The 16,807-nt window shown below is 34.7% G+C and carries 11 protein-coding genes and 1 other RNA gene; 2 read left to right on the forward strand and 10 right to left on the reverse strand.

The window, feature by feature from the left end; genetic code table 11:
• Nucleotides 1–124: 124 nt before the first annotated feature.
• The 3 genes from H3T83_RS05210 to H3T83_RS05220 all read right to left on the reverse strand — a co-directional run bounded on the left by H3T83_RS05210 (nucleotide 125) and on the right by H3T83_RS05220 (nucleotide 2,427).
• Nucleotides 125–595: a pyridoxamine 5'-phosphate oxidase family protein gene (locus H3T83_RS05210; protein ID WP_198215272.1), complete on the reverse strand. Its 471-nt coding sequence runs from the start codon at nucleotides 593–595 to the stop codon at nucleotides 125–127.
• Nucleotides 596–1,017: 422 nt separating this feature from the next.
• Nucleotides 1,018–1,382, reverse strand: a transfer-messenger RNA (tmRNA) gene (gene ssrA, locus H3T83_RS05215).
• Between the two features lie 64 nt (nucleotides 1,383–1,446).
• Nucleotides 1,447–2,427, reverse strand: a complete 981-nt coding sequence (locus H3T83_RS05220; protein ID WP_198215273.1) for a D-glycerate dehydrogenase — start codon at nucleotides 2,425–2,427, stop codon at nucleotides 1,447–1,449.
• Nucleotides 2,428–2,996: 569 nt separating this feature from the next.
• Between H3T83_RS05220 and H3T83_RS05225 the strand changes: the two genes are divergently transcribed.
• Nucleotides 2,997–3,893 (forward strand): DMT family transporter, encoded by an 897-nt coding sequence (locus H3T83_RS05225; protein WP_255518719.1) that lies wholly within the window; start codon nucleotides 2,997–2,999, stop codon nucleotides 3,891–3,893.
• Between the two features lie 56 nt (nucleotides 3,894–3,949).
• On the opposite strand, the gene H3T83_RS05230 is transcribed toward H3T83_RS05225, so the two are convergent.
• Both H3T83_RS05230 and mprF read right to left on the reverse strand, forming a co-directional pair.
• Nucleotides 3,950–5,230, reverse strand: a complete 1,281-nt coding sequence (locus tag H3T83_RS05230) for a virulence factor family protein (protein ID WP_198215275.1) — start codon at nucleotides 5,228–5,230, stop codon at nucleotides 3,950–3,952.
• A gap of 4 nt (nucleotides 5,231–5,234) precedes the next feature.
• On the reverse strand, nucleotides 5,235–7,838 hold the full coding sequence (mprF, locus tag H3T83_RS05235; RefSeq protein ID WP_198215276.1) for a bifunctional lysylphosphatidylglycerol flippase/synthetase MprF: 2,604 nt from the start codon (nucleotides 7,836–7,838) through the stop codon (nucleotides 5,235–5,237).
• A 343-nt stretch (nucleotides 7,839–8,181) separates the two neighbouring features.
• Between mprF and H3T83_RS05240 the strand changes: the two genes are divergently transcribed.
• Nucleotides 8,182–8,850, forward strand: a complete 669-nt coding sequence (locus H3T83_RS05240) for an HD domain-containing protein (RefSeq protein ID WP_198215277.1) — start codon at nucleotides 8,182–8,184, stop codon at nucleotides 8,848–8,850.
• A 79-nt stretch (nucleotides 8,851–8,929) separates the two neighbouring features.
• Here H3T83_RS05240 and H3T83_RS05245 read toward each other — a convergent pair whose 3' ends face one another.
• The 5 genes from H3T83_RS05245 to nrdA form a co-directional block, all read right to left on the reverse strand.
• Entirely contained in the window at nucleotides 8,930–9,853 is a 924-nt protein-coding gene (locus H3T83_RS05245; RefSeq protein WP_198215278.1) for an AEC family transporter, read from the reverse strand.
• A gap of 26 nt (nucleotides 9,854–9,879) precedes the next feature.
• Nucleotides 9,880–12,534, reverse strand: coding sequence for a bifunctional uridylyltransferase/uridylyl-removing protein GlnD (gene glnD / locus H3T83_RS05250; RefSeq protein WP_198215279.1), 2,655 nt, complete (start codon nucleotides 12,532–12,534; stop codon nucleotides 9,880–9,882).
• Nucleotides 12,535–12,776: 242 nt separating this feature from the next.
• A complete protein-coding gene (locus H3T83_RS05255; RefSeq protein ID WP_198215280.1) occupies nucleotides 12,777–12,923 on the reverse strand; it encodes a hypothetical protein in 147 nt (48 codons plus the stop codon).
• Nucleotides 12,924–13,132: 209 nt separating this feature from the next.
• On the reverse strand, nucleotides 13,133–14,263 hold the full coding sequence (gene nrdB / locus H3T83_RS05260; protein ID WP_065577674.1) for a class Ia ribonucleoside-diphosphate reductase subunit beta: 1,131 nt from the start codon (nucleotides 14,261–14,263) through the stop codon (nucleotides 13,133–13,135).
• Nucleotides 14,264–14,389: 126 nt separating this feature from the next.
• Nucleotides 14,390–16,675, reverse strand: coding sequence for a class 1a ribonucleoside-diphosphate reductase subunit alpha (nrdA, locus tag H3T83_RS05265; RefSeq protein ID WP_065577602.1), 2,286 nt, complete (start codon nucleotides 16,673–16,675; stop codon nucleotides 14,390–14,392).
• Nucleotides 16,676–16,807: the final 132 nt, after the last annotated feature.

The raw sequence follows: 16,807 nt of genomic DNA on the forward strand, positions 1-16,807 counted from the left end.
ACCTATTTTGTGTTATTTTCTTATTACTGATAGTTAATAACTAAATGTTTAAAAACTCGTGTATCAATATCATTATTTTAAGTTTTCTTTATTATTTCTACCATAATAATATAGTCATCATAATTTAATGTTTTTTTGCTGTATAAGCGTGTACAGTAATTTTTATGACGACAACCGGTTTAACATCACCTTCGGTAATAGTAAAAGTTTTGTTTGGTGCAAATTTATTCATTATTATTTGTAACGCCGCTATTTTTGCGGTGGGTTCTTCAATAAAGGTTGCATGCCCATTGCCAATAACACTGGCATAATCGAAGGAATATTTGCAGGCTTTTTCATTAGTGATTAATTGATGCCCTGTATCTAGCTCAAAGCTAACTAAAGGATTTTGTCTGAGTAGTTCAACTTTAGTTCCCACTTTAGCGCCATGAATATAAAAAATAAGTTGATTGTTAGATGTTAATTCATAACCAAAATTGACAGGAACAATATAGGGATAATCACCATTATTCATGGCTAAACGAATAACATCAGTATGCTCTAAAATATCGATCACTTCATCAAGATTAGTTATTTCTCTATCTTTGCGTCTCATAAATATCCTTTTTTATATTATAGATAACTTAGATTTAAGTAATAATAGATTGATATGTTTTTATTATTAATATCAAACTGATATTAAACCTAAATGGGAATTTCTGCAAAATTTGCAACAGCCTTAAAACTTAAGTTAGATGGAAAGTAATATTATAGATGCAATTTATTTTGTACTTGGAAATATATATTTTCAAATACAGACTAGTGTTATTTTTGGTTTGATATGTTTTAAAGGATTTAAAAGGAAGTTATTAAATAGTAAATTATTAGTTTAAAATTCTACGTTTTAGTTCGAATGAAAATAACGGCATGCATAAATTATGTGAATTTCTGGGGGCTAATATAGTTTGGGTGTAGTCAATTTATATATGTAAATTGCATTTTAAATTTTAATTGTTTGATTTTATTTTTGTTTTTTGTTGGTGGAGCTGGCGGGAGTTGAACCCGCGTCCGAAATCTCTACATCCTTGGTACTACATGCGTAGTTTGTCTTTGAATTTCGCTTACCCGCTGCGGACAAACACGCCACTGATAAACTAGCTTGATTAAATTTAATGCTTCCGCCCCAAGCAAGGCTTCCACACGATCTCGTTTAGGTTTGACTCCTCTTGATCCCCGTCCTACGAGCGGAGGCTAGGGAGAGAAGGCTCTATACAGGTTATTAAGCTGCTAGTGCGTAGTTTTCGTCGTTTGCGACTATTTTTTTGCGGTTTATTTACGAGGCCTACCGCACCTCGGCATGCACCTTGGGTTTCGCAAATCCCGTCGAATCCAGAATCAGCCCCAATTGTGGTTGGTATTTATAGAAAATATTGGGGCATTATAGGTGAATTCAAGTGGTAATACAAGTTACCCGACTTCTGGATTAACCCAATTTTCAGTTGGTTGTTCCGGTTTTAATGCGGCAATAATATTATCAACAGCACATTTGGCCATGGCATATCGAGTTTCAGTGGTGGCTGAACCTACATGTGGTGATAATAAAACATTATCAAGTTTTAATAATGGCGAATCTTTGGCTAATGGTTCAACTTCAAAAACGTCTAAACCAGCTGCCTTAATGGTTTTATTTTTTAATGCTTCATAGAGTGCTTGTTCATCAATTATCGCACCGCGAGCGCCATTAATAAGGATAGCTGATGATTTCATTAACGCTAATTTTTGTCTAGTAATAAGTTGTCTCGTTTGATCGGTTAGCGGTAAAATGATAACAACAAAGTCAGCTTGTTTAAGGACATCATCTAGTTCAAGACGTTTAGCATGATAGGCTTGTTCAACATAGGTATTGGCTGAACGATTATAATATATGATGTTCATATCAAAACCACAATGTGCTCGTTTAGCTATGGCTTGACCAATGCGACCCATGCCTAAAATACCAATGGTTTTACCATAAATATCTGTACCAAAGTATTCAGGTGTGATGCTTTTATTCCAGCCACCATGATGAATAAGATTAGATAATTCAACGGTTCGACGAGCGGTAGCCATGAGTAGGGTAAAAATGAGATCAGCGGTACTTTCAGTGAGAACTTTCGGAGTATTCATTAATCGGACGCCATGTTTTTTCAAAGCAAGCAAATCATAATTGTCAAAACCGACTGAAATTGTCGCCGCCGCTTTTAATTTAGGGGTTTGTTGTAAAAAATTATCATCAATCCGAGTTGGAATATTAGATCCAATCATACCGTCAGCATTGGCTAATGTTTGGATAAATCCACTAATATCGGTTTTAGGATCACCTTCAAATAGTGTTAGATTGAAAGCTTTCGCTAGTCTTTCTTGTTGATCAGCTGGAATTTTACTAAATAAAACAACATTCTTTTTCATAAATACTCCTATATCGCTATATAGACTATTTTTACCGCAGTATAGCGTTAGCTTATTTAAATTTGCAATGAAATTAAGTTTAAAGCAAATTAGTTTTTATGTACTGAAGAATGAGAAATATTTATATTTTTTTAAATATTTTTAAAAATAATTATTAATATAAATCAATTCAATAGAATATTTTTTAGAAAAATATTAAATTTTTTTGAAATTAGTTGGAACTTTTTGTGATTTAGCCTGTCTATATATTCAGATTACGTTAATTCATTTTTTTGCCCTCCACTCATTTTTGAGTGGATTTTTTTTGCCTACAATTTTTATTAGTGCTAACTAGTCCTGCTATAGAATTATATAATCTACATAAATAATTGATATATGAAAACATATTGAATAATTATTAACAGCAAGTTAATATCTAGCGATTTTCATTATTCTAATAAATAGTGTTATTTTTATTATTATCAAGCCTTTTATCTATTCTCAATTTATTTGGTATATTTAGTCTGGTAACTAAATAATAATGTAATGGATGGTGCTTAAATACTAATAAGTAAGCAGAGAGAATTTTTATGTTATTTTCATCAAGGACAAAAGGCCACCTAATCGCACTGATGACAGTGTTTATTTGGGGAATCACTTATATTGCCACCAAAGTTTTACTGACAGATTTTAAACCGATTGAAATTCTCTTTTTCCGATTTACCTTAGGCTATGCCACGCTTTGGTTGTTAGCACCTCGCTTTTTTGCTTGGCAAGGGATTAAACAAGAGTTGATGTTTCTTGGCGCTGGATTTTGTGGTGTCACTTGTTATTTTCTTTGTGAAAATATTGCTTTAACCTATACTACCGCATCAAATGTTGGTGTGATCACCACACTAGCTCCAGTCTTTACTGCTATATTGGCCATCTTCTTCCTTAAGGCTGAAAAACCAGCGAAAGTGTTTTATATTGGCTGTCTATTCGGCATGATAGGTATAGCCTTAATTAGCTTCAATGGGCAGTTTGTATTATCGGTTAATCCGCTTGGTGATTTATTGGCGGTGTTTGCTTGCCTATTTTGGGCGTGTTATTCAATTTTAACTAAAAAAAGTAGTAACTATGGTTACAATATTATTTTGTTGACGCGAAGATTCTTTTTTTACGGTCTAATGTTTATGTTACCGGCACTGTATTTATTTAATTTTGAATGGAATTTTTCGAGATTTGAACAACCAATAAACTTAATAAATATCTTATTTTTAGGCGTCGGTGCTTCAGCTATCTGCTTTGCCTCTTGGAACTATGCGGTAAAATTAGTGGGTGCGGTCAAAATTAGCATCTATATCTATTTAGTGCCAATTTTGACAATTATTAATGCAGTATTAATTTTAGATGAACCTTTTACTTGGATTGCAGCAATAGGTACCTTATTTACACTTGGCGGCGTATTCTTATCAGAAGGGAAAATCAAATTTAAAAAGCATTAATATTTTATAATTTTTATTAATGCTTTGATTAAAAAATATTACCTAAACTGCCACATTTATTGCATACGTTTATCGATAGCTTGCATAATAATTTGCCCTAAGTGCTGATAATTTTCATCAAAATGATGGCCACCCGGTAGTTGAAATGCTTCGCCTTTCATCTCCGGTTGTAGGCAACCGCTATCGTCTTTCTCTTCTGCACCATAGATACAGAATAATTTCTTTTCCGGAATCTGCGCAACCTCAGGTGCTGTTTTCATTTCATCGCCAGATTGCCCCAGCCAACCACTGACTTCTATTTCAAAATTAGCATCTTTGGAAAAAGCAATCATGATCAATGCTTGAACGCTTTGTTGATCTGCTTTGGATAAGCGATTATATAGTGCTGGTAAAATGTCACCACCAAAAGAATAACCCGCTAGTACAAATTTATTCACACCCCATTTATCACGGTATTCTTGCATTAAATAAGTCAGATCTTTAGCACTACGTTCCACCGAGCGATGTTGCCAAAAAAGTTTTAACGCATCGACCCCAACCACCGAATAACCATGTGAAGCCATATATTCTGCTGAAACTTTATCTAAATCTCGCCAGCCACCATCACCAGAATAATAAAAAGTAACACTATTCGGATGTTGTGGATTACCTTTAGCTGGCAATTCAATCACCGGTAATGGTTCATGCTCACCAAATAAAATCGAGGATAAATGTAAACTTAACAGTTCAGTTGGTGACGCTTGATACTCACCAATTGACGTGGTTACTTTAATCTGTTTTTGTTGGCGAGGGAAAATAGCAACTTGTTCATCAGGTGGATTGTTCCAAATAACCTGCCATGTGCCATGGCTGGCTTGTGCCGGTAAAGGTGCGTCACAATCTTTATGATCTAAAGTAAACTCAATGGATAAAGCTTTAGCATCATCATCTTGTTGTTTGCTTAACCAACGATAAGCGAAAGCTGCGCCTTCTTGCATGCCGGCAACAATAAATTTATCCTCATTTAAGATCTTCTTCGCTTGTTCAAAGCGTGTTTGTTGTTCGGCACAACTTCCTTGTGGTTGTAATTCAAATTGCACCAATTTAGCACCCATTGATTCAGATAAGGTTAATAATTGATTAGCGGTAAAGTGATTATCTCGTGTCGCAACAATTATTGCCGAAGCTTCTGCTGGCTGTTTGGGGCTAGCAGATAAGATAGTAAAGTTTTGATTAATTGTAACAGTATTAACCGAAGCAGTTCGTTGGTTTTTATAACTGTACCAACCTATAACAATACAAAATGTAATGAATACTAAAATAATGAATAATAAAACATAAAGTATGATTTTTTTCATTTGATTAGTTCTTCTGGTTAGTTAATGTTGTTTTGCCACTTGAAATTAACATGGTGGTATCAATTAAAGCAACCAAGGGGTCAAGCCCGGCAGGAACCGCCATATAACGAGGTTGCCAATGCGTTGCAAATTTTTCTTTAAACCGGCGTAGGCCTTGGAAGTTATAAAATCGGCCACCTCGGCGAAAGACTAATGCACCTAAGCGTTGGATCATTGGTGCACCACGTCTTCTTTGCATGCCGGCAAGGGGTACCATTCCCAAACTAAAATACTGATAACCTTTTTCTTGATAATGTAAAATTAAACCAACCATTAAAAACTCCATAGTCGATTTTGGAATATCTTGTAAAACTCGCATTAGATCAATACTAGCACTATAGTTTTGCTTGGTTTCTAATAAATTCACAAAAGCAATAATGCGACCTTGGTACTCAACCGCGGCAATCGTGAAATTATCTAAATAGGATTTAGAAAAAGCCCCTAATGAGAATTTTTTCTCTTTGGTATGTTTGTTTTTTAACCATGCATCAGAAACTGCTTTCAATTCATCAATTGGTGCAGTACCCGGTGGATAAAATCTTAAACTAAGCCCATCTCGTTGCCCTCGGTTCCAAGTATATCGAAGATCTTTATATCCCTTAGAATTTAAATCAAACTCTTTTAAATTAACTAAGGCTTCTTCGCCAAGTTTGACAATACGAAGACCGATATCCATATAGAATGGTAAATTGTTTGCTTTAACTTGATAAAAAACCGGACGTAAATGGTGTTGATCACAAAGATCTCTAAATGCCCAGATTAAATCAGCCCGAGCAGAGCTATCATTACCAATAGGATCATATAGCGCAACCATGCTTCTTCCTCGTCTTGCATACATAATGAAAGCAGTATGTGATTGATTGAAGAGCAGTGACTTATCACCACTCATCGCTAATCCGCCTTCAGGTTGTTTTGAGTTAAGCATGATTTGATAGGCTTCACTTAATTCCTCTTCAGTAGGAATCGTTAAGATAGGTAATGCCGGTTTAAATGACCAAAATAACATTACGCCACTTAATAAGATAAAACTACCTAATGCTGCTCGTAATGCTCGGGGAACTCGGCTATCTAATTCAAATTGCCACCATAAATCATGGCTATAAGGAATATCTTGATAAATAAATAAGATTAGCCAAACAAATAAGGCAATTAAACCAAAACTGATAACAAAGGATTTTAGTGAAAAAGGCAAAATACTTAATCGGCTTTTACGATAAAAAGCATGCCTAAAATTGATTAATAGTATGGCTATTACTAATAATGTAGTTGCTTCGATCCAGTGTAAACCTCTTAACAATGAGCAGACACTACCTACTATCAATAATATAACCGATATTCCCCATGCAGAGTAAAGTCTGCGGCGTAATCCTACTGCCATTAGTAGACATAAAACCCCGATTAAACTTGCGGTTAAATGAGCAAAATTGACAATTTTTTTCGGAAAAAAAGTACTGACAAAATCATGATTAAAGCCAGGAATAACACTTGAAAACATCATGACTACTCCGGCAAAAAATACCGCGGCGGCCATAATCATTGCTGCAATACCAGTATCGGTTTCCTTAACTTGTGGTGCGGTTAAAAAGTTTTTTCCTTCGTTAATTAGCAGTAAAATTCCGGTAGGAATCAATGGTAATATGATATAAATTAGACGGTAAATGACCAAAGCAACCGTTAATGATGCAGTATCTATTTGTGATGAAAATGCCGCTAATATAACCGCTTCAAATATGCCAACTCCACCTGGGACATGACTAAGTACCCCAGCAACTAATGCCAAGATATAAATCATAATAAAGGTAATAAAGTTTGGTTGATTCGGGAGTAAAAAATAGAGAATAGCACCGGCTAAAATGGCATCGATTAAGGTAATTAAAAATTGTCCACCGGCTAATTGCCAGTTAGGTAGACGGATCTGCCAATGGAAAATTTGATATAGCCAAGTATCTTTATTGGGTTTTTCTACTAATCGGTGTGTATGTAAAAATAACAAAACACCAACATAAATGATCAATACTGCACTAGCGATTATCTCGATAGTGATTACCGAGATATGTAGCGCTAGCATGGTATTTTGTATATGTATTAATGCAGCAATTGTGGCGATTAAGGGTAATGTAAGGCCTAACGAAAGACTAACAAAAATCGACATGCGAGCAACATCTATGGTGGTTAACCCATATTTAAAATAGAGCCGACAACGAATTGCACCGCCGGATAGGGCGGATAACCCGACTGCATTACCAATGGCGGAGGCACAAATTGCACCAGTAGCTATTGTCGATGGTTTTAAATCAACGCCTGCATAACGTGCAGCCGACCATTCATAACCCATCAACATAATATAACTCGCTATCGCCGATAAACATGCTAGTAAAATTGCATGGTAAGGCAGTTTATGCAGAGCTGATTGTAAATCGCTAAGATTAATTGATTGTAATAAATGCCAACATACTACCAGTGCGATACAAAAAATAGTGAGGCCAAATAGTAGAGCGATAAATTGACGATATCGAGTGAAACATTCTATAAGTTGCCAAGGCAAAACTTTGCGTGCTGATATTTTCACTTAATCAACTCCAGTTATTTGCATGGATAATAAATTGTAATTAGAGCATTCTACCTTTCGCAATTAGTGAAAACAATCGAAAGAAATTAAAAAAAATATAAAAAAAACATTAAATGCAAGGAATTTTTTGATAAATAAGTCTAAATAATCATCAATAATGATATTAAATATGATTTTTAACTCATTTTAAATTGGTTTTGGTGGTTTTATGCAAGAATAACTGTCTGATTGATAAAGTATTAACTAAAACCATCAATAGCGATTAGATTTTAACTGCGGTAATATACGTAATATCTCGATCAAATATAATCTATCATTACTATTTTTAATTAAGCCTAATAAAATGACCAACCGAATAACTGCCCAACAACAACTAATTCTTAATTCGATTAAACTATTTGTTCAACAAAAGCTTTCGCATGATTTTTCCGGTCATGATATAGCGCATATTGAACGAGTTGTAAAATTAGCCGAAAAAATCCTTAATGATCAGCCACAAGCAGATGCATTTATTGTATTGATGAGCGCTTACTTACATGATGTCATTGATGAGAAAGTGGTTGAGAATGTTGATAACGCAATAATTGAATTGCGTGATTATCTGCAATTATTAAAGGTAACCACTAACGAGATTAATGCTATTTTTGCTATTATCGAAAATATGTCTTATCGGAAAAATCTTTCACAAAAAAACGAGTTATCGTTGGAAGGACAAATAGTTCAAGATGCTGACCGACTTGATGCTATTGGCGCAATAGGTATTGGCCGTACTTTTTATTATGGTGGTAATAAGCATAATATTATGCACGATCCAAACATTCCACCGCGAACGAAACTTAATGAAGACAATTATAAACAGCCAAATACAGTAATAAATCACTTCTATGAAAAGTTATTTTTACTCAAAGAGATGATGAATACTGACACAGCTAAACAGATCGCCGAACAACGGCATAAAATTTTAGTTGAATTTGTTAATCAATTTGAGCAAGAGTGGCTGAGTAACGATTAAATTTTATCAAAACTAAATCCTGACGATTAATCAGGATTTAGCTAGCTGATTTTCAAACTCTTTGATGCATCGCTTCTATTTAAAAAGGAATTGGAGCACCAACTAAAGAGAGTACGATTGGTAATGTAATTAAACTCAATAAAGTACTGACTAAAGTAGCACTTGATACCAGTGCTGGGTTAGTATCAAATTGAACTGACATTAATGTGGTATTGGCAGCACTTGGCATTGCCGCTAGAACAATAAGGATTTGTTTTGCCATTGGGGTAATAGGCATAAAATAGACCATCGCAAAAGCGACTAGCGGTGATATCACCATCCTAGTTATTAAAGCAAAAGAAAGTTTTGGATAATCAAGTTGTTTAATTTTGATTTTGGCCAATTGCATGCCCAAAATAATCATAATTATCACAATGGAAGAATCTCCGATCATACTAATCGAAGTCATAATCGATTTTGATAATGGTATTTGACACAGTTGGAAAAGAATACCCGCAAAGGCACCATAGGCAACCGGCATTTTAATTACTTTGTTAATAACATCTTTTTGACTGACAATATCACTATGAGTGCTGCCTTTGGCTGCATAATAGATGCCAACAGTGCTCATAATAAATTGTTGTAACACCATCATTATGACACCTAGATCAAAACCGATCGTGCCAAAAAAAACCAGTAATACAGGTGTACCATAATTACCATTGTTCATAAAACACGAACTTAAAATCATTGCACAGCGTTGTTTGACCGAATACTTCATTATCATTGACCAGATGCTGACAATTAGTACTAAGGAAAAACAGAGACCAATGAGATAAGCAATATAGATTAAATAATCGCTGGTTAAGGTATGCGTATAAAATGTTTTAAATGCCAAAAAGGGCGATAACACATATAGCGACATTTTTGAAAGATTAGCAACATCAAAATTAAGAATCTTTTGACCAATAAATCCAACAATAAAAATACAAAAAATAGGAAACAAAATAAGGAAAAATTGCATAATTTTAACTTTAACTTTTTGGTTGATTAATTTATTGAATCAATAGTTTCAACTATCGATTCGGTTAGTTTTTGACAGGTGTTATCATCAAGGGCTTTATTGTGTTTATCGGTTAGAATAAACAGATCTTCAATATGTTCGCCAATTGTGGCTATTTTAGCACTGCTTAGTGATAAGTCTAATTTTGCAAACACTTCACCAACGCAAGCAAGTAAACCTGGTTTATCAAGCGCAATGAGTTCCATATAAGTTTGATTTTCGTTAAATGACGAAATAAAGTTGACTTGTGTTGGTACAGAAAACGAACGTAGTCGCTGTTTAGCCGGTTTTATTGTCACACCTTTGTAGACCGATTGATGTAGTACTTTATGCAGCGCTTGGATAATATCTTGGTGTCGATTTTCTGGCACAATTTGTCCATTAGGTTCAAGCACAATAAAGGTATCTAATGCAAATCCATTTTTATTGGTAATAATCAATGCATCATGAATACTCAAATTTAACATACTTAACGCATTACATGCTGCGGCAAATAAAAAAGGTCTATCAGATGAGTAAATGATGATTTCGCTGCCACCATGATATGGATTGGGATTAATCGAAACTAATGTTTGACTCAAATCATGATTTAATAATAGTTGAGCGTGCCAAACGATCTGTTCAGCGCTATAGCGCAAAAAGTAATCGACGCGATAATCTTGCCAAAGGTTTTTTATCGTTTGCTCATCGTAATTCTGTGCCAGCAGTTCAGTTAGTGCTTGCTGTTTATGTTGACGAGCAATACTTCGTTGTTCTGGTATTTGATGAATGCCAGAATCAAATGATCGTTTAGCGGTTAAGTAGAGCTCACGCATTAAGCTCTGCTTCCAACTATTCCATAAGGTTTCATTGGTGGCACAAACATCGGCAACCGTTAAACAGAGTAAATATTGTAAACGGCGTTTGCTTTTTACTAATTGAATAAATTCGCGAATGACATCGGGATCTTGGAGATCTCGACTTTGCGCAGTTACCGACATCAATAAATGATAACGAACTAACCAAACAATCAAATCGGTATCTTTCGCATCGAGTTCATGTAATTGACAAAAAGATTCGACTAATTTAGCGCCTATTTCCGAGTGATCACCATGTCGACCTTTGCCAATATCATGGAATAATCCCGTTATTACCAGTAATTCAGGTTTAGATAGTTTGGCAAATACTGTTGAACTATTAGGATGTTTTTCTTTACCCACTTCGGTTTTTAAACGATCGAGTTCTAGCAATAAGCGGATAGTATGTTCGTCGACCGTATAAGCATGAAACAGATCAAATTGCATCATGCCTGAGATTTGTTGCCAACCAGGTATATACACCGCCAAAATACCATATTGATGCATTGGCAAAATGGCTTTTTTAATTGCATCTGGATGTTTGATGATTTTCATAAACAATGTTCTTGCTTCTGGCGTTTCACTAAGTAAATAAGTGAGCTTTCGCCGCGCAGAACGAAGTTGCCTAATCGTATTTGAATATAATCCTGTAACTTGCGGGTTAAGCAAAATTGTATAAAACAGATTGAGGATCATAAGCGGGTTATCAGTAAACACGCTGCTATGTTTAACATCAATTAGGTTGCCTCTGATTTGAAAATGTTGATCAATATCATAGGTCTTTTGTGATGAATAACGTTTTAATAATGACTCATCAAATAGTTGTAAAAGCATTTGGTTGAGTTCGGTAATATTATGTGCAACACGATAATAATCATGCATCATATTTTCAACCGGTGTATTGCCTTCACCACTATAGCCCAACATTTTAGCGATACTTAGTTGACGATCGAATAATAAACGATTGTCATAGCGGTTGATCACGCAGTGAAGCGCAAAGCGCATGCGCCATAAAAATTTGCGGCAAGTCTTAAATTCAGCCACTTCTTCTGGCGTTAAATAGTCAAACTGGGCAATTTTTTTTAAAAACTCTCCGCCAAAATGTCGAATTGCAACCCATTGAATGATTTGCATATCACGTAAACCACCCGGACTATTTTTTAGATCTGGCTCTAAATTATAGGTAGTGCTGTGATATTGTTGGTGTCTTTCTTGTTGCTCCTGCATTTTGGCCTGATAAAAAGCAGGAGAAGGCCAGATTTTATCGTTAAAAATTTCACAGCGGAGCTTATTAAGTAATGACTCACTTCCGGCAATTAATCTTGATTCAATTAAGTTTGTCATGATAGTGATATCATTTTTAGCTTCTTGCAAGCAGGTTTTTAACGTTCTAACGCTGTGGCCAATATCCAAATGCAGATCCCAAAGTAGACGAACTAAATCACCAATTTGTTTTTCCAGTTCTTTGGTTAGTGAGTTATCACTTAGTATCAAAATATCAATATCGGATAAGGGATGGAGTTCGGTTCGACCATAACCACCAACTGCAATTAGTGCAATGCGATTTTGTTTAAACAGCGATGAAACTTGTTCAGGAATTTGATAATAATGCCATAATCGTTGAAGTAGCTGATCAATAAACTGACTGCGCAGATGAACTAAGTCATCAATATCGGCGTTATTTTTAAACTGAGTCACTGACCATTGTTGAAACGCATTTAGTTGCTGTTTTAGATAGGGGACAGTTATTTGATCATCACTAAAATCAAGCGGAGAGATAGAATAAAACAAATGCGCATCAGTCATAGTCATCATATCAAATTAGCAAAATCGAATTGTTATATCGTCCACCGATTTTAAAGCAGTGTCAAGCTGGAATGACAACAGTTTTCATACAATAACATTAAGCAATAACGTTTTATTCAATCCATTAGTAATTTTAAAATTGATGAGTGAATATTTTTTGTAAAAATAATTGAGGAGTCTATACCATCAAATATGATTTATTGAGGGTAAATAAGAGTATTAAATCGGTTAAGTTTGATTTTTTATTCAATTAACTCACTGAGTGGTTTAGTTAGTAGATAAAGGTCGATTATTTGGCGTTTAAATAACATTTTCAGTTCTGGCAATAATAACATCTTGAGTAACAAGTGTTGTAATCGTTTGGCTACCAAATGATACATTGACGACATGTTTGAAGCGCGTGTTTGCTATCAAAGTGGCTTAAAAATTATGGCAGATGAATTGACGTCAATAACGGCTTTAAATCTAGTTAAATTATGCTTTGATAGTTTAATGTAGAAGCAATAATTGTTGTGCATAATGGATTAATAATATTAAAGGAACCGATAAGGTTCCTTTAATAAAAAAATTTGAGGAAAGGGGGTTTTGCGATTAATAATTACAAGGTAAAATCGCTTAAATCATCTTCACTAATTTCTGAATCGATTTGTCCAACTAAATATGAGCTCATTTCTGCTTCTTGTGGCGCAACCTGCACGTTATCAGAAACGAGCCAGTTATTGATCCATGGAATTGGATTCGATTTTACTTCAAATGGTAATTTGAGGCCGACTGCTTGCATACGAATATTGGTAATATACTCAACGTATTGGCATAGAATATCTTTGTTTAAACCAATCATTGAACCACCTTCAAATAGATATTCAGCCCATTCTTTTTCTTGATTAGCGGCTTGTAAGAAGAGGTCATAACAATCTTGTTCACACTCTTTGGCGATTTCGGCCATTTCTGGATCATCTTCACCGCTTCTTAGAGTATTAATCATGAACTGTGTGCCGGTTAGATGTAATGCTTCATCACGCGCAATCAGTTTGATTATTTTGGCATTACCTTCCATTAATTCACGTTCAGCAAAGGCAAATGAGCAAGCAAAACTAACATAAAAACGAATCGCTTCAAGCGCATTAACGCTCATTAGGCATAAGTAAAGTCGTCTTTTTAACTCTCGTAGATCAATAGTGATAGTTCGATTATTGACAGTGTGTTTACCTTCACCTAACAAATTATAATAACTAGCATAACTAATTAATTCATCGTAGTAGCCTGCAATATCACCAGCCCGTTTTTGAATTTCTTTATTAGTCACAATATCGTCAAATACAACCGATGGATCATTAACGATATTACGAATAATGTGGGTGTATGAACGTGAATGAATCGTTTCTGAAAATGACCAAGTTTCTACCCATGTTTCGAGTTCGGGAATAGAAATTAATGGTAATAACGCCACATTTGGACTTCGACCTTGAATAGAATCGAGCAGAGTTTGATATTTTAAATTACTAATAAATATATGTTTTTCATGTTCGGGGAGCGCTGCATAGTCAATGCGATCTTGTGATACGTCGACCTCTTCAGGACGCCAAAAGAAAGAAAGTTGTTTTTCAATTAACTTTTCAAACATTTCATATTTTTGTTGATCGTAACGAGCAACATTTACCGGTTGACCAAGAAACATTGGCTCTTTAAGTTGATCATTATGGACGTGTGAGAAGGTGCTGTAATTCATGCTCATAATCGAACTCCTAACAGAAATTTGTTAAGCTTTTTACTGTGCAGATAAGTAAAAAGTTGGAATAGTAGGGACAACTGGCTCGTTATCCACTACTTTTATTTTTAGGGCTAAGCAGAACAATTAAATTTTGCATGCTCCGCCTTCACAACCATCATCACTTGATGAGACTTCAATATCACCTTGAATATCTTCAGCACCATCTCGTGTATTATGATAATAAAGGGTTTTTACACCATATTTATAAGCTGTTAATAAATCAGCTAATAGCTGCTTCATTGGTACTTTATCATTAGGGAATTTAGTTGGATCATAATTAGTATTGGCTGAAATTGATTGATCAATAAACTTCTGCATAATACCGACTAAATGTAAATAACCTGTATTATTTGGTATTTGCCAAAGTAACTCATATAAATCTTTTAATTTTTTATATTCAGGTACCACTTGTTTTAAAATACCATCTTTTGACGCCTTAACACTGACATATCCGCGTGGTGGCTCAATACCATTAGTGGCATTTGATATTTGTGAGGAAGTTTCAGATGGCATTAATGCCGATAAAGTAGAATTACGTAAACCATAAGTTTTGATTGATTGGCGTAAAGATTCCCAATCATAATGTAATGGTTCTTTAGTAAGTGTATCGATATCTTGTTTATAAGTATCAATAGGTAAGATACCTTGAGCATAGGTTGTTTCACTAAATAGTGGGCAGGCACCTTTTTCTTTAGCTAAATTATTTGATGCTTTTAATAAATAATATTGCATTGCTTCAAATGTGCGATGGGTTAAGTTATTGGCACTACCATCAGAATATTTAACTCCATGTTTAGCTAAATAATAGGCATAATTAATTACACCAATACCTAATGTGCGGCGGTTTATTGATGACGTTTTAGCTGCCGGAATCGGATAATCTTGATAATCAAGCAATGCGTCTAGGGCACGAACGGTTAAATCAGCTAGCTCTTCAAAATCGTCAAGAGATTCAATTTTACCTAAATTAAAAGCAGATAAAGTACAAAGTGCAATTTCACCTTTATCATCATTAACGTTATTAAGTGGTTTAGTTGGTAGGGCAATTTCCATACATAAATTGGATTGATGTACTGGCGCTAGTTGAGCATTAAATGGACTATGAGTATTACAATGATCAACATTTTGAATATAAATTCGGCCAGTTGATGCTCGTTCTTGCATTAATAATGAAAATAATTCAACTGCTTTAACTACGCGTTTACGAATATTAACATCTTGTTCATATTGATGATAAAGAGCTTCAAATTTGTCTTGGTCGGCAAAGAAAGCATCGTAAAGACCCGGTACATCAGATGGACTGAATAAAGAGATGTTTTCATTTTTAATTAGACGTTGGTACATTAATTTATTGATTTGTACACCATAATCTAAATGTCGTACTCGGTTTTCTTCAACACCACGGTTATTACGTAGTACTAATAAACTTTCAACTTCTAAATGCCAGAGTGGATAAAATACTGTAGCTGCGCCACCACGAACACCACCTTGTGAACATGATTTAACTGCAGTTTGGAAATATTTATAAAATGGGATACAACCGGTATGGAAGGCTTCACCACCACGAATTGAGCTACCTAATGCTCTTATACGACCCGCATTCACGCCAATTCCAGCTCGTTGTGAGACATATTTTACAATCGCACCAGCTGTGGCATTGATAGAATCTAAACTGTCATCACATTCAATTAATACACACGAACTAAATTGGCGAGTAGGAGTACGGACACCAGCCATAATTGGTGTCGGCAATGAAATTTTAAATGTCGAAACAGCATCATAGAAACGTTTAATATAATTTAAACGGCTCTCTTTTGGATAGTTAGCAAATAAACACGCTGCAACTAAGATATATAAGAATTGAGCACTTTCATAAATTTCGCCAGTTACGCGATTTTGAACTAAATATTTGCCTTCAAGTTGTTTGACTGCAGCATAGGAAAAATTCATATCACGCCAGTGGTCGATTATTTTATCCATTTGCTCAAATTCTTCTTGAGTATAATCTTCAAGAAGGTGTTTGTCGTAGCGTTTGCTAGCAACAAGTTTTTTTACATGTTCATAAAGTGATGGTGGTGTAAATTGATTGTAGGCTTTTTTGCGTAAATGAAAAATAGCTAAACGGGCAGCTAAATATTGATAATCAGGCGCATCTTGAGAGATAAGATCAGCTGCTGCACGGATAATAGTTTCATGAATGTCTGAAGTACGGATACCATCATAAAATTGAATATGTGAACGTAATTCAACCTGAGAGACAGATACATTATCTAATCCTTCTGCTGCCCAAGTAATTACTTTGTGGATTTTATCAAGATCGATAGGTTCTTTTTTCCCATCACGTTTAGTTACTAGCATTGATTTGTTCATTATTCATTTATCATCCATTTTTATGTTTTAATGAAACGTATGATAATTGATATTTGTCAAAATATACAATATATAGTGCCTATTAATCATTTTATTACTATATGTAGTATGCATAATAAACAGTGATCGGGA

The sequence above is a fragment of the Gilliamella sp. M0320 genome, from assembly GCF_016101635.1.
Lineage (GTDB): Bacteria > Pseudomonadota > Gammaproteobacteria > Enterobacterales > Orbaceae > Gilliamella > Gilliamella apis.

Coding starts and splice junctions, on each gene's coding strand:
- H3T83_RS05210 (WP_198215272.1), bottom strand. CDS start 595: ATGAGACGCAAAGATAGAGAAATAACTAATCTTGATGAAGTGATCGAT.
- H3T83_RS05220 (WP_198215273.1), bottom strand. CDS start 2,427: ATGAAAAAGAATGTTGTTTTATTTAGTAAAATTCCAGCTGATCAACAA.
- H3T83_RS05225 (WP_255518719.1), top strand. CDS start 2,997: ATGTTATTTTCATCAAGGACAAAAGGCCACCTAATCGCACTGATGACA.
- H3T83_RS05230 (WP_198215275.1), bottom strand. CDS start 5,230: ATGAAAAAAATCATACTTTATGTTTTATTATTCATTATTTTAGTATTC.
- H3T83_RS05240 (WP_198215277.1), top strand. CDS start 8,182: ATGACCAACCGAATAACTGCCCAACAACAACTAATTCTTAATTCGATT.
- H3T83_RS05245 (WP_198215278.1), bottom strand. CDS start 9,853: ATGCAATTTTTCCTTATTTTGTTTCCTATTTTTTGTATTTTTATTGTT.
- glnD (WP_198215279.1), bottom strand. CDS start 12,534: ATGACTGATGCGCATTTGTTTTATTCTATCTCTCCGCTTGATTTTAGT.
- H3T83_RS05255 (WP_198215280.1), bottom strand. CDS start 12,923: ATGTCGTCAATGTATCATTTGGTAGCCAAACGATTACAACACTTGTTA.
- nrdB (WP_065577674.1), bottom strand. CDS start 14,263: ATGAATTACAGCACCTTCTCACACGTCCATAATGATCAACTTAAAGAG.
- nrdA (WP_065577602.1), bottom strand. CDS start 16,675: ATGAACAAATCAATGCTAGTAACTAAACGTGATGGGAAAAAAGAACCT.